Origin of the sequence: Halobaculum sp. MBLA0147 (assembly GCF_041361345.1) — an archaeon.
Lineage (GTDB): Archaea > Halobacteriota > Halobacteria > Halobacteriales > Haloferacaceae > JAHENP01.
Genome location: NZ_JBGKAD010000001.1, coordinates 2,513,322 through 2,530,133 on the forward strand (window position 1 = coordinate 2,513,322; position 16,812 = coordinate 2,530,133).

The 16,812-nt window shown below is 66.5% G+C and carries 18 protein-coding genes; 6 read left to right on the plus strand and 12 right to left on the minus strand.

What is annotated here, in order from left to right:
* The first annotated feature begins 2 nt into the window (after nt 1-2).
* On the plus strand, nt 3-596 hold the full coding sequence (locus RYH80_RS12070) for a DUF7411 family protein (RefSeq protein ID WP_370904125.1): 594 nt from the start codon (nt 3-5) through the stop codon (nt 594-596).
* Between the two features lie 51 nt (nt 597-647).
* A complete protein-coding gene (locus RYH80_RS12075; RefSeq protein ID WP_370904126.1) occupies nt 648-1,748 on the plus strand; it encodes an aminopeptidase in 1,101 nt (366 codons plus the stop codon).
* A gap of 75 nt (nt 1,749-1,823) precedes the next feature.
* Here the strand turns inward: RYH80_RS12075 and RYH80_RS12080 are convergent, their stop codons facing one another.
* The 8 genes from RYH80_RS12080 to RYH80_RS12115 form a co-directional block, all read right to left on the minus strand.
* Nucleotides 1,824-2,786: a DUF7958 family protein gene (locus RYH80_RS12080; protein WP_370904127.1), complete on the minus strand. Its 963-nt coding sequence runs from the start codon at nt 2,784-2,786 to the stop codon at nt 1,824-1,826.
* Nucleotides 2,787-2,788: 2 nt separating this feature from the next.
* A complete protein-coding gene (locus RYH80_RS12085) occupies nt 2,789-3,325 on the minus strand; it encodes a hypothetical protein (RefSeq protein WP_370904128.1) in 537 nt (178 codons plus the stop codon).
* A gap of 4 nt (nt 3,326-3,329) precedes the next feature.
* Nucleotides 3,330-4,274 carry a DUF7958 family protein gene (locus RYH80_RS12090; protein WP_370904129.1) on the minus strand — a complete coding sequence of 315 codons (945 nt, stop codon included), beginning with the start codon at nt 4,272-4,274 and terminating at the stop codon, nt 3,330-3,332.
* 2 nt (nt 4,275-4,276) lie between these two features.
* Complete coding sequence (locus RYH80_RS12095) at nt 4,277-4,828, minus strand: hypothetical protein (protein ID WP_370904130.1); 552 nt, start codon at nt 4,826-4,828, stop codon at nt 4,277-4,279.
* Between the two features lie 268 nt (nt 4,829-5,096).
* Nucleotides 5,097-6,050: a DUF7958 family protein gene (locus RYH80_RS12100; RefSeq protein ID WP_489753327.1), complete on the minus strand. Its 954-nt coding sequence runs from the start codon at nt 6,048-6,050 to the stop codon at nt 5,097-5,099.
* Between the two features lies 1 nt (nt 6,051).
* Nucleotides 6,052-6,684 carry a hypothetical protein gene (locus tag RYH80_RS12105; protein ID WP_370904132.1) on the minus strand — a complete coding sequence of 211 codons (633 nt, stop codon included), beginning with the start codon at nt 6,682-6,684 and terminating at the stop codon, nt 6,052-6,054.
* Between the two features lie 148 nt (nt 6,685-6,832).
* The gene (locus tag RYH80_RS12110) at nt 6,833-7,783 is read right to left on the minus strand and encodes a DUF7958 family protein (RefSeq protein WP_489753328.1); all 951 of its coding nucleotides are present in this window, start codon (nt 7,781-7,783) and stop codon (nt 6,833-6,835) included.
* Nucleotides 7,783-9,081: an eCIS core domain-containing protein gene (locus tag RYH80_RS12115; RefSeq protein WP_370904134.1), complete on the minus strand. Its 1,299-nt coding sequence runs from the start codon at nt 9,079-9,081 to the stop codon at nt 7,783-7,785. Before RYH80_RS12115 ends, RYH80_RS12110 begins: the two co-directional genes overlap by 1 nt.
* Before the next feature lie 259 nt (nt 9,082-9,340).
* Here RYH80_RS12115 and RYH80_RS12120 point away from each other — a divergent pair, with 259 nt between their 5' ends.
* On the plus strand, nt 9,341-9,796 hold the full coding sequence (locus RYH80_RS12120; RefSeq protein WP_370904135.1) for a hypothetical protein: 456 nt from the start codon (nt 9,341-9,343) through the stop codon (nt 9,794-9,796).
* An 82-nt stretch (nt 9,797-9,878) separates the two neighbouring features.
* On the opposite strand, the gene RYH80_RS12125 is transcribed toward RYH80_RS12120, so the two are convergent.
* Nucleotides 9,879-11,024, minus strand: coding sequence for an ORC1-type DNA replication protein (locus RYH80_RS12125; RefSeq protein WP_370904136.1), 1,146 nt, complete (start codon nt 11,022-11,024; stop codon nt 9,879-9,881).
* A gap of 298 nt (nt 11,025-11,322) precedes the next feature.
* On the opposite strand from RYH80_RS12125, the gene RYH80_RS12130 reads away from it, so the two are divergent.
* Nucleotides 11,323-11,490, plus strand: coding sequence for a hypothetical protein (locus RYH80_RS12130; RefSeq protein ID WP_370904137.1), 168 nt, complete (start codon nt 11,323-11,325; stop codon nt 11,488-11,490).
* A 60-nt stretch (nt 11,491-11,550) separates the two neighbouring features.
* On the opposite strand, the gene RYH80_RS12135 is transcribed toward RYH80_RS12130, so the two are convergent.
* On the minus strand, nt 11,551-13,740 hold the full coding sequence (locus tag RYH80_RS12135; RefSeq protein WP_370904138.1) for a helix-hairpin-helix domain-containing protein: 2,190 nt from the start codon (nt 13,738-13,740) through the stop codon (nt 11,551-11,553).
* A gap of 289 nt (nt 13,741-14,029) precedes the next feature.
* On the opposite strand from RYH80_RS12135, the gene RYH80_RS12140 reads away from it, so the two are divergent.
* Together RYH80_RS12140 and RYH80_RS12145 are read left to right on the plus strand one after the other, a co-directional pair.
* Nucleotides 14,030-14,341, plus strand: coding sequence for a DUF433 domain-containing protein (locus RYH80_RS12140; protein WP_370904139.1), 312 nt, complete (start codon nt 14,030-14,032; stop codon nt 14,339-14,341).
* 128 nt (nt 14,342-14,469) lie between these two features.
* The gene (locus RYH80_RS12145) at nt 14,470-14,805 is read left to right on the plus strand and encodes a DUF5615 family PIN-like protein (RefSeq protein ID WP_370904140.1); all 336 of its coding nucleotides are present in this window, start codon (nt 14,470-14,472) and stop codon (nt 14,803-14,805) included.
* 64 nt (nt 14,806-14,869) lie between these two features.
* On the opposite strand, the gene meaB is transcribed toward RYH80_RS12145, so the two are convergent.
* Nucleotides 14,870-15,988: a methylmalonyl Co-A mutase-associated GTPase MeaB gene (gene meaB / locus RYH80_RS12150; RefSeq protein WP_370904141.1), complete on the minus strand. Its 1,119-nt coding sequence runs from the start codon at nt 15,986-15,988 to the stop codon at nt 14,870-14,872.
* A complete protein-coding gene (locus RYH80_RS12155) occupies nt 15,985-16,410 on the minus strand; it encodes a cobalamin B12-binding domain-containing protein (RefSeq protein WP_370904142.1) in 426 nt (141 codons plus the stop codon). The genes meaB and RYH80_RS12155 overlap by 4 nt, the downstream gene beginning before the upstream one ends.
* Nucleotides 16,411-16,812 lie beyond the last annotated feature (402 nt).

Sequence of the window (16,812 nt, forward strand, 5' to 3'; positions counted from 1 at the left end):
GGATGGATCTCGCCTTACTCTACAGCGGCGGCAAGGACTCCTCGTTGGCCGCGCTCCTGTTGGACCGGTTCTACGACGTGGAGTTGGTCACCGCACACTTCGGGGTCACGGACGACTGGGAGCACGCCCGACGTGCCGCCGAGTCGCTCGGGTTCCCGTTCGACACACACGAACTCGACCGCTCGGTGGCCGAGGAGGCCGTCGAGACGATGCGGACGGACGGCTACCCACGCAACGGGATCCAGCGCGTCCACGAACACGCGCTGGAGTCGGTCGCCGAACGAGACGTGGTCGCCGTCGCCGACGGCTCGCGGCGCGACGACCGCGTGCCGAGTGTCTCGCGGGCGTTCGCACAGTCGCTGGAGGACCGCCACGACGTCGACTACCTCTCGCCACTGGCGGGGTTCGGCCGCTCGGCGGTCGACAGTCTCGTCGCCGCCGAGTTGGAGGTCGAGGTGGGTCCAAGCGAGGAGATCCCGAAGGCGGACTACGAGGGGGAACTCCGCGCACTGTTGACGGACCGCCACGGTGAGGGGACGGTCGCCGAGGTGTTCCCCGACCACGAGCAGACGTACGTCCGCGGTCCCGTCGAGTAGCGACACGCGACGGACCGCGGGACCTATGCCCACGGTGGCCGAGGGGTCGGTGTGGACGAACGCGTCTCCGAGCACGCCGAGGTGCTCGTCGACTGGAGTGCACGCGTCGAGGCCGGTGACGACGTGGTTCTCGCCGTCGCCGAGGGGAGCCACGACCTCGCGGTCGCGGTCGCCGAGGAGTTGGGTGACCGCGGCGCGAACGTCGTCACGGTCTACGACAGCGACGAGGTGGATCGCGCGTACAAACTGGCACACGACGGCGACTTCGACGCGGACCCGGGCCACGAACTCGCACTGTACCGCAACGCGGACGTGGTGCTCCGCCTCGGTCGCGGTCGCAACACGGCCGCCGAGGCGGACGTGCCCGGCGAGACGGAACAGGCGTACCGGCGGCGTCGCCAGGAGATCCGCGAGGCGCGGATGGACACGGACTGGGTGTCGACGGTTCACCCGAGTCGGTCGCTGGCCCAACAGGCGGGGATGTCGTACGAGGCGTACCGCGACTTCGTCTACGACGCCGTGCTCCGCGACTGGGAGTCGTTGGCCGAGGAGATGGCCCAGATGAAAGAGCGCCTCGACGCGGGCAGCGAGGTCCGGATCGAGTCGGGCGACGACGAGATCACGATGCGAGTCGACGGGCGGACGGCGGTCAACTCCGCCGCCAGCGTCGCCTACGACTCCCACAACCTCCCGAGCGGCGAGGTGTTCACGGCGCCGTACGCCACCGAGGGGTCGCTGACGTTCGACGTGCCGATGACGATCCAGTCGCGGCGCGTCCGGAACGCCCGGCTCGTGTTCGAGGACGGCGAGGTCGTCGACTACAGTGCCGAGACGGGTGAGGACGCGCTGCGGGACGTGCTGGAGACGGACGAGGGTGCTCGCCGGCTCGGCGAGCTGGGCATCGGGATGAACCGCGGCATCGACCGCGTGACGGACAACATCCTCTTCGACGAGAAGATGGGCGACACGGTCCACCTCGCGGTCGGCCGTGCCTACGACGCCTGTCTCCCCGACGGCGAGCAGGGGAACGACTCCGCGGTCCACGTCGACCTGATCAGCGACGTGAGCGAGGACTCCCGCCTGCTCGTCGACGGCGAGGTCGTCCAACGGAACGGCACCTTCCGGTGGGAAGACGGGTTCGAGAGCTCCTGATCGCGTCGGTTGGAGAGGTCGTGGGTCTGTGGATGTCGCCGGTGCTCGTCTCGTGTCTCCGACTAGGGTGTCCGCTCACCCGAAGAGGTCGGTGGGTTGGGCGTCGGGGCTGTGGAACTCGGGGTAGACATCGAAGTTGTGGTACAGTCGGGCGGCGTGGAACGAGCCGAGGCCGAGTACCTGGAACGGTTCGGGCGGCGCGAGGCCGAGGGTGACGTACGCGTCGCGAATCTGGCACTTCAGGTGGTGATCGAGGAACGACTGGAACTCGTCGATCGGCCCGGGGTCGACCGGCGCGAGTTCGAGTGTGGCGTCCGGCTCGCGGTCGAGTGGGTCGCTCCCACGGTCGGTGGTGAGTTCACCCGCCTGCGGATAGGCGACGTGGACGCCGGAGACGACGCCGTTCCGCATGTCCGCTGGGAGTTCGAACGGCGTCAGTTCGAGGCGCGTTCCGAGCGACTCGGCGAATGCGGTCCACTCCTCGAGCACGTCTGCGGACACGTCGTCGAACGACTGTGTCTCTAGGCCGTCTTCGAGATCGAGACCGTGTTCCCCCGCGACGCGCTCGGCAGTCTCGCGGAGTTGGTCGTCGCGGAGGTCGGCACCGAGGTACACGTCGAGTTTGTACAGGACGGTCTCGGCAGAGACACCGGCCGGCAGCGGACGCGGACGCGGCACGGTGTCGTCGTGGTGGCTCCGGAGTTGCTGGTGGAACTCGCTGAACAGGCCCCGGAACGTGTCTGCGGAGAGGTCGGCGACGGCACGCCGAACCGTGTCAAGGTGTTCGGGGCGCTCCGCCCGCGGGAGTGTGTCGTACCCACGCTGGCGGTGGACGTAGTACCGGGCGAACTTTCGGGTCTGCTCGTTCAGTTCGTTCTCCTCGTCCGTTCGGTCCCGTGGGTGGTCAGCGTACTCGCTGCAGAGATGCCCATCAATTCCACCGTCGTAACCCACCCCTACCTTGTGTTCGGCGCCGCGGTTGTCGGTGACCAAGACACCAAACCCGTCGTCTACTTCCTTCTTGATACTCGCTTTCATCGCTAGAAGGCCACTTTCTCACTACTTCGGTATTCGTCTCCTCGCTTCATAGCTTCGAGTTCGGCTTCGAGCCGTCGAAGACGTTGATACATCTCGGTGGAGGCACCGTCGGGGCTGTTATCCGTGAGCCAGCCGAGCGCCTCCTTGGTCAGGTCACTGGCGGCACCACCGACTGCCGCACCAGCCGCGGCTCCCATCGTTGTCCCGGCGACTGGGACGACCGATCCGAGTAGTGCCCCCGCTCCCGCACCGGCGAGGGAGCCGGCAGCACCGAGCAGCATCTTCCGGCCGCCGTCGAACTCGTTGACACCGGGACTCGCCTGGACGAACGCCGCGTACATCTCTTCCTGCCGGTTCTTGATCTGTGTGACCTCCTTCGCGAGGATCTCCGGGTCGGCTGGTACCGTCTGGGAGTCGTCACCGCTCACACGGTCGGCTACCGCCTCGCGAGCCGCCTCGACGCGCTCTTGCCCGGGGTACCGTTGGAGGTGTACCTGGGTATCGGACAGACCTCTCGACTGTGCTCGTTCCACGTTCATGTCCTCACAGTGGTGAAGCCTCGAGTGCGGTCTGTTCGTGGAAGTTGGGGTAGAGGTCGTAGTCGTCGTACCGGCGTGTGGCACGGAACTTGCCGAACCCATGAACACGGAACTGTTCGGGTGGGAGGAGTCCCTTCGCGACGTAGCAGTCGCGCACTTGACACCGGAGGTGGTAGTCCAGGAAGTCTCGGAACTCGGCGAGCGTGTCGGGTGCGTACGGGAACAGTTCGAGCGTCGCGTCGGGGTCGCGCTCGCTCGGCACCTCAGACTTCTCGACGACGTGTTCGCCGCGAGCGTTCGGATACCCGACGTGGATGCCGGAAACCGCACTCACCTCGAAGGCCAACTCGTCCGCCGGTGTCGTCTCGACGAGGTCCTCGCCGAACTCCCGCCACGCGTCGAGTGCATCCTGCGACACCTCACTCGGGTCGTCGAGGGCCTCGGCGTCGGTCACGTCCAGTCCGTGTGCCGTCGCTAGCTCTGTTGCGCCGTCGGTCTCGGCGAGGTCGACGCCGAGGAACACGTCCAGCGAGTAGACGACGTTGTCTTCGCCCGGGACGGCAGGTGGCAGTTCGAGCGGGCGATCGACCGACGCGTCGTCGTGGCTCCGCAGTTGGCGGTAGAGCGAGCCGAAGTACTCCTCGAACGACTCCTCGGAGAGGGTCGCGATACTCCGGCGGACGGCGTCGACGAACTCCGGCGTCTTCGATCGCTCACTCGGTCCGTAGCCGAACTCCCTGAACGCGTAGTACCACCCGTACTGTTCGGCTTGGTGACAGTGTTGATTCTCACTACGTGTTCGATTCTTCGGATCGTCGTCGTACGTCTCACAGACGTATCCGACTACCGAGCCGTCCTGCTCGACTCCGACCCTGTGTTCTCCTTCGTCGTTGTCTGTGACCAACAGTCCGACACCTCTCTCTGTCTGTTTTCGTAGTTTTGCGTCCATCGTCAGAAGTCGGTCAACTCGTCGTCCCGTCGCTCTGGGCCCTGCTTCAGTTCGGCGTACATCTGCCGAATCTCGTGGTACATCTGTTCGAGTTCGACGGCCTCGCTGTTGGGACGGTTAGCGTCCATGAACTCGACGCCCTGCTTGGTGAGATCGGAGACCGCTCCAGAGAGTGCGGCACCCGTCGCGGCACCGATTGCAGTGCCAGCGCCGGGGACGACCGACCCAGCGACGGCACCCAACGCAGCACCAGTTCCCATCCCGGCCAGCGACCCGAGTACGCCCTTGGTAGCGGTCTTCCCCCAGTCGCGGCCCCCTGCAGCGCCCGGTTCGGCCGTGGTCAGTGCGTCCATCATCTGTGCCTGTCGCTGTTTGATCTGTGCCACCTCCTCGGCGAGTGTCTCTGGATTCGCCGGAACACTGCCGGTGTCGTCGGTTCCGACTCTGTTCGAGAGTTCTTCACGGGCTGCCTCGACGCGCTCTTGCCCGGGGTACCGCTGAACGTGTACCTCGGCGTCGGAGAGCTTCTGAATCCCGAGTTTTCCACCGGCCATCACGCGCCGTGCGGTTCCCTCACCCCTCCACCCTAGGTTGAGGTAGAACCCGATTTTCAAGTGTTGAGCTTTTGAGCCGAGCCTTGAGGTGTTCGGACCGGCTCTGTTCGTGTTCTCGAATGGTGCCAAACATCTCGGCTGTGGGAAATGGGACTGCATTTGTCTCGTATCTCCCACGATACAGTCACTCGATATATCTCTTAGCACCGTGTACAGCCTCGAAGAGTGAAACAACACGACTCACGAGTGTGGTCGCCTCAGTGGAATGTTACGACTGGTACCCGGGGATGTCGGCGTCGAAGTCGTAGTAGTTCGGGTAGAAGTCGCTTGCACCGTAACCCTGTGTCGGAGCGTGTTTCCCCGGTCCCAGTACCCGGAAGGCGGGCGGTGGTTCCTCGCCCATCACGATGTAGAAGTCCCGCACCTGACTGACGAGGTGCCGGAGCAGGAGTGGTTTGAGAGTGTCGAGCGTCTCCGGTTCCAGTTGCGGGAGTTCGACTCTGGCGTCCGGTTTCTCGTCCGTCGGTCCGCCACCACCACCGACGCGGTGAGATTCGTCGTTTGCGTCGTAGTACATCACACCCAACTCGGAGGTGTCGGCGACTTCGTAGGGTGGGAACTCGAAGGAGGTGTCGTTCGCCTCGGCTCTCACCGTCCCGAGAATCCCGTCAAGTGTGCGATCGAGGAGCGAGCCACGAGAGACGCTCGCGAGAACGTCCGCTGCACTGTCCGCGATGCACTCCTCAAACTCGTCGACGGCTCCGCGGATGTCGTCTACGTCGGCGTCCAAGTACAGTTCCTGTTCGTACACGACGGCTTCGTCCGCACCGACGGTGGAGGGAAGCCGGAGTGGTCTGTCGACATCTTCGAAGTGGCTCCGACACTGCTGGCGGAACGTTCCGAACAACTCGTCGACCTCTTCGTCGGAGAGACGCCACAGCGCCATCGCCGTCGCTGCGACGCGGTCCGGGTTCCAGTGGCCCTCCAGCGTGTCATAGTCGGTGTTCCGGTACACGTAGTACCGTGCGTACTTGCGTGCCTGGGAGACGTTCTCGTCTTCGTCTCTACTCCTCTTTTCAGGATCGTCCGGATAGCCAGACTGTGAGTGCGCGTATATATTCCCACTCTCCTTTTCCATCTCTACCTGGTGTGTGACACCATTGTTGTCGGTTATTTTCGTCCCGATGTCTATTTCGTCTTCTCCAATAATATTTCCTTTCATATTAGAACTTTACGTTGTCTCTGGTTTTGGCATTCATATCGTCTCTCTCGTCCTCGCTGCCGAAGATGTTCTTGACCCGATCAATGACCGAGCCTCTATTCTTTACCATTGCAGAGGTCCCGCCCGCGGCCGTCGCGGCGACGACACCCGCTGCGAGAGCGACCGGAAGTCCGACCGACCCGGCAGTTGCCAGCCCAGTCCATATTGCTCCCTGTTTGAGCGCCTCTGTTCCACCGGCCTTCACGAGTTCGCCGAGTGCACCGTACGTGCCGGCCTCTCCGACTTTCTCGAGTGCTCCTTTCTGATCGCCGTCCACCAGCGCTTCGAGATTCACGTCGCCACTCTCCGCGCCGTCACCGGCCATCGACTCGAACAGCGCGGCCTGGTTCTGCTCGACGACCTCCAACCGACGGGCCAACTCGTCGACAGAGGCGGAGTCGAAGCTCTCGCTCTCCGAAGAGCCACTCAGCGGGTTGAACCGATCGAGTGCGCGCTGAACGTGTACGTCGGCGTCGGAGAGCTTCTGGATGCCGAGCTTCCCGCCACTCATCACGCGTTGTGCGGTCTCCTCGGCCTCCCGCTCCAACTCGGGATCTGGGTCGATCTCCAGTTGCACGTCTTCTTCGGGGAGCATCGAGAGGCCACCACCGGTCTGTCGCGACCCTCCACGGCATCCGATTGCCATCGTGTACCCACAGTTATCGCTACAGGAAAAGTAACTACGGATCGGTTGTACAAACGGAGAGGGTGTATTCCGACCCAGTGGCGACGAGACCCCTCGGTCAGATCGTGTCCAGCACGTCGGGATCGTCGTAGCGTGGGTACATATCGAGGAACCGGTAGGCGACGACGGACTCGAGTCGCCCGCTGCCGATCACGCGGAACTGTTCGGGTGGTTGCAGTCCCATCCGGACGTAGCTGTCGCGGATCTGGCACTTGAGGTGGTGGTCGACGAACGCGCGGAACTGCTCGAAGTCACCCGGGTCGACTGGCGCGAGCTCGAGCGTCGCGTCCGGCTCGCGGTCGAGTGGGTCGGTCTCGGGACCCAGCACTTCGTAGTCCCCGCCGTCGATGTAACTCGCGTACAGCGGTGAGGCGGCGTCGACGTACGTCTCTCCCGAGAGGTCCACGTCGCGGTCGACCAGCGTCTCGCGGAGGTCGTCGGTGAACGCCTCCCAGCGGTCGAGGACGCTCTGTGACTGGTGGTCGACCGCGTGATCCTCCTTCGACAGGTCGACATCGTGGGCCGCGGCGATGTCTTCGGCGACGGCGGAGACCTCGGAGTCGAGCAGGTCGACACCGAGGTAGATGTCCGTCCGGTACAGCATGTGGTCCGCACCGGGTGCCTCACGCGGGATCGCCATCGCTCGCGGCGTGTCGTCGTGGTAGCTCGCCATCTGCTGGTAGAGATCCCCGAGCAGGTCGCGAGCACGCTCGTCCGAGAGGTTCTGGAGGACCGTCCGGACGGCGTCGAGGCGCTCCGGATGGTACTGCGGATGGGCCGTGTCGTATCCGCGCTCTTTGTAGACGTAGTAGCGGGCGAAACGCCGAGCCTGTTCTACCCGCTCGTTTTCGTTACCCGTTCGCTGCCTCGGGTCATCTGCACATATGTCTTGACCGTGTCCTGTGATCTCCCCATTTTGCTTTACCTCTATCAGGTGTTCTTCGTCACCGTTATCTATGATACTCAATCCGATCGTACCTCCTTGTTCCCCTGTTATCATCCCGTCCATCAGCGGTCACCCCTACTCTCCGCAACGCCCTCAACGCCAGACGTCGTAGCTCCACTGAGAACTGATCTGACCTTCTCCTCGATAAGTTGGTCGAGGTAACTCCTAGTGTCATCGACTTGCTGGTTGACGGCGGCGGTGGCGTCGTCGAAGTTTCGTTCGTAAACGGCACCGGCTGCTCCACCGAGTGCACCACCGACGACGGTTCCGACAGCCTGCCCCGTGACCGTGCCAACGCCAGGCGCGAGAGCAGTCCCAATCACACCGCCAGCCACACCACCGAGGGCACCCATCGTTCCCTTTCCTGCTTCGACACCGAGTTTCTTGTCGGCACGGTCAGGGGCCTGGAGTTCGTTCACGTCACGACGGAGCTGTCGGACCTCTTCGACTAGTTCGTCGGGGTTGATGTCTACCGACTCCGAGCCCGACGAGTGGATTTCGCTTCCGAATCCGAAGAACCGCTGGACGTGCACCTCGGTGTCCGAGAGCTTCTGGATGCCGAGTTTTCCGCCACTCATCACGCGCTGTGCAGTTTCCTCGGCCTCCCGCTCCAACTCGGGGTCGGGACCGATCTCCAGTTGCACACCCTTCTGCGGCAGCGTCGAGAGATCACCACCGGTCTGCTGGCGGACGTGCGCCAACTCGTGGGCCAGGACGTGCTGTCCCTCTGCGGACTCGGGATCGTACTCGCCAGCGCCGAAGGCGACGTGGTTGCCGACGGTGAACGCCCGCGCGTTGATCTGGTCGGCCGCCGCAGCAGCTTTCGGTCCAGTGTGAATCCGTACGTCACCCAACGAGTCGCCCATCCGCTCTTCGACCGCGCGCTGGATCGAGGTGTCCAGCGGCCGGCCGGGTGAGGAGATCACCCCCCGTACCGTGTCGGGAACGCCAGCATCTCCGTCGGGACCGCGACGCCGATCTCTGTTGACTTTCCCGGTGTTGTCCATCCGGGAGAGGCGGTTGAAGTGCTCGATGTCCCAGGGAACGGGCGTGCCCTTCCGGTCGCGGAACCGCTGCATCTTGGTCTTGTGACCCATCGCGCCGATGGGGATGCCCTCGTCGATCCACCGGAGAACCTGCCCGCCGTACCCCTTCTCCAACCGCTGGAGTTCCTGGAGTTCGTCGACACTCGACACCTCCCGGCCGTAGTACTCCTCGATGTCTTCCTTCGTCGTCGGGCCGACCGTACTCGGGCCCACGTCCGCACGCGACGGCCACCGTTGCGAGCCGTCACTCTCCTCGGACTGTCCACTGTCCGTCTCGGTCACCTTCCCTCGATCACGGAGTGCTTGGTACCCCATCGTCTCTTGCTGTCATCTGTGTCTGCGTGTGACTTGATTCTTCCTACTAAGTGTGGATTCAGTGATAGAGTGAGACCAGTCATCACTCGGTGACGACTACGAGTCACCACACACCGACAGCTAATCCCAACACAACCACAGCTATTAACAACAAGCGAGCACAACGCCGAGACACGACACTGCGGGGTCGTCACTGTAGCAAAGTGGCGGGGTGCTGGAGACACCCCACCTCCGCAGTGTCGTGGAAGCCGCCACGACAATGTGTTCGAACGATTCTCCGTCTGAAAAGGATGACGGGACGACCGAGGTACAGCCACTGCTCGACAGCTACGACACCCACCTGGAGACACTGCGCCTGCTCCCACTCCCGCAGTACCGCACCAGGGAACTCCACGCCGCGACAGAAGCGGTCCGCGACAGACTCGCGACGAGCGGATTCGTCCCTCCGAGCCAGCTTCAACACCTCTTGTGCGTCGTCGCGGAGGCGATCGACGACGTACGCGCCGCCGCGATGGGCGAACCCGACCGTCTCCCCGAAGCGCCACGCCACCCGGTCGGCACACCGCGTGACGAGTACGCGATGACGCCCGAGGAACGCGAGACCGCGCTCGACGGGCTCACGAGCCTCCAGTTCACGCTCGTCGAGACGCCCACGCTCCCCGACGGCTGGCGCGAGCGACTCGCCGGCCACGACGCCGACGCAGCACCGTCGTAGGAGACACCCACACCCCGGGTAGAACTCTCACCCGCGACGACACACGCGGCGACGCCCGACGCCACCCCCTGCGACACCCGTCCTACTCCCGGTCCAACCGCTCGGCGACGGCGTCGGGCTCGTACGCCAGCGCGATCGACCGCGAGCGACCGCGCCCCTCCACGTCGGCGTACTCCGTCTCGACGAGCCCGAGCTGTTCCAGCTTCTTGACGATCTCGGAGTAGCGGGTGTACCCCAGGTCCGTCCGGTCGTGGAACACCTCGTAGACGTTGCCGGCCTGGTCGCCGCCGTGGTCGACCAACACCTCCACGAGCGCGGTCTCGGACTCCGAGAGCCCGCGGAGACTCCGCGAGAGGTGGACGAACTTCGACTTCTCGTAAGCCTCCTCGACGTCCTCGACGGCGACGGTCCGGGAGGCGCGCATCTCCGCGTTCAACCCCGCGCGCCGGAGCAGGTCGATCCCGACGCGCAGGTCGCCGGACTCGCCGGTGAGTTCGGCGACGCGGTCCAACTCCGGCGCACCCAACACGCCGTCGTGGAACCCGCGGTCGGCCCGCTCGCGGAGGATGTCGACGATCTCGTCGGTGTCGTACACCGGGAAGTATACCTCCTCCGGGCGGAACACCGACTGGACGCGCGAGTCCAACTCGTCGATCACACCGAGAGACAGATCCGAGGAGACGCAGATCACGCCGATCTTCGCCCCCTGGTTCGCCTGCTGGTGGGCCTCGTGGGCGCGCAACAGCGAGTACAAGGTGTCCGACGCCTCGTTCTCGTAGAACAGGTAGTTCACGTCGTCCAACGCGACCACCAACACCTCCCCGGCGTCGGCGAGTTCGTCGGTGATCTGGCCGAACAGCTTCTTGAACGAGACGCCCGAGGACGGGGGCTCGTAGTCGAAGACTCCCTCGAAGATCCGCGAGAAGACGGCGTACCGCGTCGCGTCCACCTGACAGTTGACACGCACCGTCCGCACGTCCGACTGGCCGCCGAGTTCCCCGAACAGCTTCTGGACGGCGGTGGTCTTCCCGGTGCCGGGCGGCCCGCGGACGACGCTGTTGAGCGGCCGCGACCCACGCACCGCGGGCCGGAGCGCGTACTTCAGCGACTCCAGTTGCTTCTCGCGGTGCTGGAACGTCTCCGGGACGTAGTCGATCTCGAAGACGTGCTCGTCTCTGAACACGGACTCGTCCCACGCCAACATCCCCTCCTCGGGGTCACTGGGCATCACCCGAGTCGTCACTCTCCGCGCACTTAATCGTTCGGCGCGACCTCGGTGGAAGTGGAGATCCGGCGCTCGAAGTCCGAGACGGGTTACAACGACAGTCTCGGTTCCAGTATCAGTCTGCTGTTCGGACGGTCGACGGACGGGCGTATGACGGACTGCAGGTGGCGCGGCCGGCGGAGGTGTCGACAGTTGGCGCGGCCGGCGGGGGTGTCCACAGGTGGCGGGACTACCGGTGACGGAGACTGCAGGCGGCGCGACCGCCGGTCGAGTCTTCTCGCTCGGTCGCACTCGTTCGCACGTGTCCGTCTGGAACAGACTCGACGCGGTCGGCCCGACGACGCCGACCGTCGTCGGCGTGACCCTCCTCGTGATCTCCGAGCCGGCGACCTCGGCGTTCGGAGCCGGCCTGATGCTGTTGGGCACGCGTGGTGAGTCTCGCGGTGGGAGGACTGACGATGAACGGTGAGCGGTGACCCCTGCCACGGGCCCCGACGCGACGGCGCGACGACCCGACCGCACGGCCCACTCAGAACTTCTCCAGCAGCGAGCCGTAGAACGCGCCCTCGCCCCCGTCGGCGGCGTCGGAGAGCTTCTCGACGATCAGCTCGGGCGTCGAACGCGCGAGGTGGTCCTTCTTCGGCGAGCGGTCGACGACCAACTCGCCGTCCTCCAGGCCGATCGCCTCGATCCCGTCGATCGCCACGTCGAAGGCGGCCGTCTCGGCGATCTCGCGGGCCATGTGCGAGACGAACACCGCCGTCGCACCCTGCTCGTCGAGTCGTTCGAGGATGCCAGCGATGATCTTCGCCGACGCGCCGGGTTCCGTGATCGACTCCAGTTCGTCGACCAGGACGAGTCGCCCGTCCGCGCCGGTCGCCAACTCCCCGAACTCCCGCAGCGTCGACTCGAAGGCCCCGGCGTCCAGCGTCCCCTGCGACTTCGCGTAGTAGTGGAGACCGGAGACACGCCGGAGCGTGACCGCCTGGGCGGGCACCGGCAGGCCGGTGTGAGCCAGCGTGGCGACGAGCGCCACGAGGTCCAGCGTCGATGTCTTCCCGCCGGAGTTGACCCCGGAGAGGATCGTCACGCCGGAGACTCCGTAGTCGACCGGCTCCACGTCGGCGAACGCCTCGTCGATCAGCGGCGACTTCCCACCCTGGATCGCGAGGTCCGGCGGCCCGTCCCCGTCGAGGACGTCCGCGGCGACGGGCTCGGCCGTCGGGCCCGACGCGGGGGCGGCGCCTCCACCGCCCTCGGCGTCCACCTCACTCGTCGCTCCCGGCCCGACCCCGGGCGTCGCGACGCCGCCGTCGCCGTCGGCGGCTACCGGCGTGTCGCCCTCGTCCGTCGGCGCGCGAGCCTGCGGGTCGTCCGGGATCGCGTCGTCGACGAACGACGGGAGCACACAGTCGAAGTCCTCGGCGAACCGCGCCACGGCGAGTTCCACGTCGAGTTCCAGCGCGTCCGCGACGAGTCGCTCCGCGTCGTCTCGCAGCGCCGCGATCTCGTCGGCGAGGTCCGACTTCAGCCGCGCCGCCCGCCGGTCGCGAGCGGTCTTCAACTCCGTCCGGAGCCGCGCCAAGGGATCTTCGTTGTGTTCGACCGGGAACGTCGGCTCTCCGCCGAAGACGCGTTCGGCGATCTCCGCCTCGCCGGTGTCCAACGCGAGCGCGTCGACGAACTGCTCGCGTGCCTGCCGGACCGCCTCGTCGTACTCGTCGGCCAACTCGCGAGCGAGCAGTGAGTCCACGCGCGCGCCCTGCTCGACCAACGAGAGGAAGTCCTGGCCCTCGATGGTCACGTCGCGCTCGCGGATGACGGTCCGGAGGTGGTCGTTGGCGACGCTCGCGGCGGTGCTCGCGGCCGCGTCGAGGTCGTCGACGGCCGTCGCCAGCCGGTCCAGTTCCTCGTCGCCGACGATCTCCCCGTCCGCGTCGACACGTGCGAGCACGTCCCGGAGCGTCTCTGGGTCGAGCGCGGGCTCGCTGCCGGCGGCCTCGTGGACGTCGAGTGCGGCCCGCAGGCGCTCGCGGTTCTCGGCGACGAACGCGAGCAGTCGCTCCGGGACGACCTCCGCCGGCCGGTCTTCGGCGTCCGTGAGTACGCGGACGTCTCCCTCCACGTCCACGCCGGCGAACGTCTCGTCCAACACGATCACGGTCGGGTACGAGCGGGCCAACTCGGCGAGGTCGCCGGCGTCCTCGACCACCTCGACCGGGAGCTCGGGGAAGGCGGTGTCGGCCTCGGCGAACCGCTCCGCGTCGGCGGTCGCCAGCGCCCGGTCGCGGACGCGCAACTGCTCGGGTTCCGCGAGCGGCTCGACACCCTCCAGCGCGGCGAGGACGTCCGGATCGGGCTCGCGTCGCATCGCCCGTGCGGCCCACGCGCGTACCTCCGCGATCCGCTCGGGGACGGCACTGGGGTACAGCGTCGCCAACCGCTTGCGGGCGTAGTCCGTGACGGCGCGGTCGCGCACCAGCGCCAGTGCCTCGTCGTGGACTTCTTTCGCACGGTCGGTCGCGGCCCAGCCGCCGGGGTCGTCGTGGCGGGCGCGGATCGCACCCCGCGCGATCACGGCGGCACGCCCCTCGGAGATCCCCGGGGCGCGGGCGATCCGTGCCACGTCGCCGTTCCGGAGCGCGGCCTCCGCGTCGTCTAGCTCGGCGAGCGCGTCGGCCGTCTTCTCGCCGACCCCCGGAATCGACGTGAGTTCCATCGGTGTGGTCGCTTCGTCGGCTCCGACAAAAAACGTTCGCGGGACACGACGCCGGTCTGACTCGGCCGCCGACACCTCCCGTGCTCGCTCCACTCCCCGGCGTTCAAGTACCGAGACGGAACCAGACACCCCAGATGATCCGAGACCACTCGCAGACACTCGATCGGGATAGGACACCGGGGCACGACGAGCGATCCGATCACGACGGGACACACGACACTCGGAGTAGCCTGCCGACGACGTCGGGCCACCCGGAGAGCTTTGTCGGTGGCGCTCGGACCCGTGCAGTATGAGCACCACGGACGCCGACCCCGACGACACACCGGACGGCGAGACGCCGCGCGTCGTCCAGACGGACGACGTGTTGGGTGGCCGGCCGCGCCTCGAAGGCCGTCGCGTCGGCGTGTACACGCTCTACAGTCGCTCCGCCGACGGCGAGCGGACGCCGAGGGAGTTGGCCGAGGCGTACGATCTCTCCGTCGCCGAAGTTCACACGGCGCTGGCGTACGCGGCTGCGAACCCCGACCAGATGGCCAGCATCGCCGAACGGTCCGGAGCGCCGACCGACGCCGGAGAGCGGATAGTGCGACCGGACGAGTAGCACGGCGCGCCCGTTCGGACGGTGGTGAGTCGGACGGGGAGTCTGACGAGGAGACACCCGTTCGCTCTTCGGACACAGAGACACGTCCACTCCATCCCGACGGTGGTCCCTCTCCGGACCAGTTCGACGTGCTCGCCGACGAGTGTATCGAGCCGAAGTGGACGACGGCGCTCCGCGGGGCCGGGTACGAGGTGACACGGGTCCGGGACCAGCCGGAGCTCGGTGCCGGCGCGTCTGACGAAGCAGTCGTCACGTTCGCGGCGGGCCACGATCTCGTCGTCGTCACCGGCGACCGGAGCGACTACACAGATCCCGCGTGTACCGACCACGCCGGTATCGTCGTCGTCGGTACCGACCGCGACCCGTCGGGCGAGGAGGTGCGCGAGGCGTTCGAACGGATTCGCGAGGCGTACCCGGATCTCTCCGGGCGTGTCGCGTACGTCTCCGACTGGACACGGGACTGACTTCTGCCACACGGACCCGCAGAACGACCCGACTCCGACTCACTACCCGTCGTCCGTCACCGGGTTACTCTGCCTCGCCTCCGTCCGCGTCTGTCTCCGCGACACAGTCGCGCAGCGGTCCCATCACGTCCTCGACGACGGCGTACGGGTCCGTCTCGCGGTCGACGACCTGTCCGGCGAGTGCGTCGACGCCGCCCCGCTCGGCGAGTACGTCCTCCAACAGCGCCGCGGTGTCGGCCCGCAGGAGTTGGCGGATCTCCTCGGCGTACCGCGTGCGGGCCTGCTCGTCGAGCTTCCCGCTGTCGACGAGCCACTCGCGGTGCTCGTCGAACGTCTCGATCAACTCCGTCACGCCGTCCCCCTCCGTCGCGACCGTCTCGACGACGGCCGGGTCCCACGCCGCCTCGTCGCCGTCGTCGAGACTCGCCGCCTCCAGTCGATCGTCGCCCACCGGCCCGTGGTGGCCGGTGTTCAGGTTCTTGACGGGGTTCTCGCGCATGTGGAGCATCTCTTCGAGCTCTGCGACGGTGCGACTCGCGCCGTCCATGTCGGCCTTGTTGACGACGAACACGTCGCCGATCTCCAAGATCCCGGCCTTCAGCATCTGGACGTCGTCGCCCGACCCCGGTTGGACGAGCACACACACCGTCTCGGCGGTCTTGACCACGTCCACCTCGTTCTGTCCGGCGCCGACCGTCTCGACGACGATCCGGTCTTTCCCGAACGCGTCGAGCGCCTTCACCGCGTCGGAGGTGGCGGTCGACAGCCCGCCGAGACTCCCCCGAGCGGACATCGACCGGAAGAACACGTCCATGTCCCCGACGTTCGAGGCCATCCGGATGCGGTCGCCCAACACCGCGCCGCCGGTGTACGGCGAGGAGGGGTCGACGGCGATCACGCCGACGGTCTCCCCGCGGTCGCGGTACGCCTCCGCGAGTTTGTCGACCAGCGTCGACTTCCCGGCGCCCGGCGAGCCGGTGACCCCGACGACGCTCGCGGAGCCGGTGTGGTCGTGGAGTTGGGAGACGATCTCGCGGTAGCCCGGCGCGCGGTTCTCGATCTTCGTGATGACGCGGGCCAGCGCCCGGTGGCGACCGTCCAGCAGGTCGCGGATCAACGCCGCGTGCTGACCGGTCGGCTCCGGCGACGGGGACTCGACGCCGTCTGGGTCCGCACTCGTCATCTGTCTTCGGGGACGTTCGCCTCGACGAACTCGATGGTCTCCTCCATCGGCGTCCCCGGGCCGAAGATCTCCGCGACGCCCAACTCCTTGAGCTTCTCGCGGTCCTCGTCGGGGACGATCCCGCCGACGAGCAACAGCGTGTCCTCGAACGCGCCGTACTCTTCGAGCCCGTCGACGATCTTCGGCACCAGCGTGTTGTGCGCCCCCGAGAGGATGGAGATCCCGAGCACGTCCACGTCCTCTTGGACGGCCGCCTGGACGATCTCGTCGGGCGCCCGGTGGAGCCCGGAGTAGATCACCTCGAAGCCGGCGTCGCGGAACGCCCGTGCGATGACGTGTGCGCCGCGGTCGTGGCCGTCGAGTCCGACCTTGGCGATGAGACACCGGATCGTCCGCCCGTCCCGTTCCTGCTGTGTACTCATGCGGTCGTCTTCGGTCGGGGCGGTGTTTACTCTGACGGAGTTTCGTGTCCGAGTTGTGTCTGCGGTCGTCACCGACGGACACTCGCGTCGGGTCACCGTGTGCCGCACCGAGACCACGGAGGAGCCGACGGTCGCCGCCACAGAGGAGGCTCGGATCGGTGTCACGGCGCCCGCGGCCACGGAGGAGGCTCGGATCGGTGTCACGGCGCCCGCGGCCACAGAGGAGGCTCGGATCGGTGTCACGGCGCCCGCGGCCACGGAGGAGGCTCGGATCGGTGTCACGGCGCCCGTGACCCGACGGCGTGGACGGTCGTCTCGTCGACAGCCCGTCTCTCTCCACCGAGACACTCGGGTTCGTTCCGTCGGTGTCACGTCGGTCGAACGACGCCGTGTCGGAACCTT

Excerpts from the sequence above, each read along its gene's own strand:
- RYH80_RS12070 (WP_370904125.1), top strand. The coding sequence starts at position 3 with ATGGATCTCGCCTTACTCTACAGCGGCGGCAAGGACTCCTCGTTGGCC.
- RYH80_RS12080 (WP_370904127.1), bottom strand. The coding sequence starts at position 2,786 with ATGAAAGCGAGTATCAAGAAGGAAGTAGACGACGGGTTTGGTGTCTTG.
- RYH80_RS12085 (WP_370904128.1), bottom strand. The coding sequence starts at position 3,325 with ATGAACGTGGAACGAGCACAGTCGAGAGGTCTGTCCGATACCCAGGTA.
- RYH80_RS12090 (WP_370904129.1), bottom strand. The coding sequence starts at position 4,274 with ATGGACGCAAAACTACGAAAACAGACAGAGAGAGGTGTCGGACTGTTG.
- RYH80_RS12095 (WP_370904130.1), bottom strand. The coding sequence starts at position 4,828 with ATGGCCGGTGGAAAACTCGGGATTCAGAAGCTCTCCGACGCCGAGGTA.
- RYH80_RS12100 (WP_489753327.1), bottom strand. The coding sequence starts at position 6,050 with ATGAAAGGAAATATTATTGGAGAAGACGAAATAGACATCGGGACGAAA.
- RYH80_RS12105 (WP_370904132.1), bottom strand. The coding sequence starts at position 6,684 with ATGCTCCCCGAAGAAGACGTGCAACTGGAGATCGACCCAGATCCCGAG.
- RYH80_RS12110 (WP_489753328.1), bottom strand. The coding sequence starts at position 7,783 with ATGGACGGGATGATAACAGGGGAACAAGGAGGTACGATCGGATTGAGT.
- RYH80_RS12115 (WP_370904134.1), bottom strand. The coding sequence starts at position 9,081 with ATGGGGTACCAAGCACTCCGTGATCGAGGGAAGGTGACCGAGACGGAC.
- RYH80_RS12120 (WP_370904135.1), top strand. The coding sequence starts at position 9,341 with ATGTGTTCGAACGATTCTCCGTCTGAAAAGGATGACGGGACGACCGAG.
- RYH80_RS12125 (WP_370904136.1), bottom strand. The coding sequence starts at position 11,024 with ATGCCCAGTGACCCCGAGGAGGGGATGTTGGCGTGGGACGAGTCCGTG.
- RYH80_RS12135 (WP_370904138.1), bottom strand. The coding sequence starts at position 13,740 with ATGGAACTCACGTCGATTCCGGGGGTCGGCGAGAAGACGGCCGACGCG.
- RYH80_RS12140 (WP_370904139.1), top strand. The coding sequence starts at position 14,030 with ATGAGCACCACGGACGCCGACCCCGACGACACACCGGACGGCGAGACG.
- meaB (WP_370904141.1), bottom strand. The coding sequence starts at position 15,988 with ATGACGAGTGCGGACCCAGACGGCGTCGAGTCCCCGTCGCCGGAGCCG.
- RYH80_RS12155 (WP_370904142.1), bottom strand. The coding sequence starts at position 16,410 with ATGAGTACACAGCAGGAACGGGACGGGCGGACGATCCGGTGTCTCATC.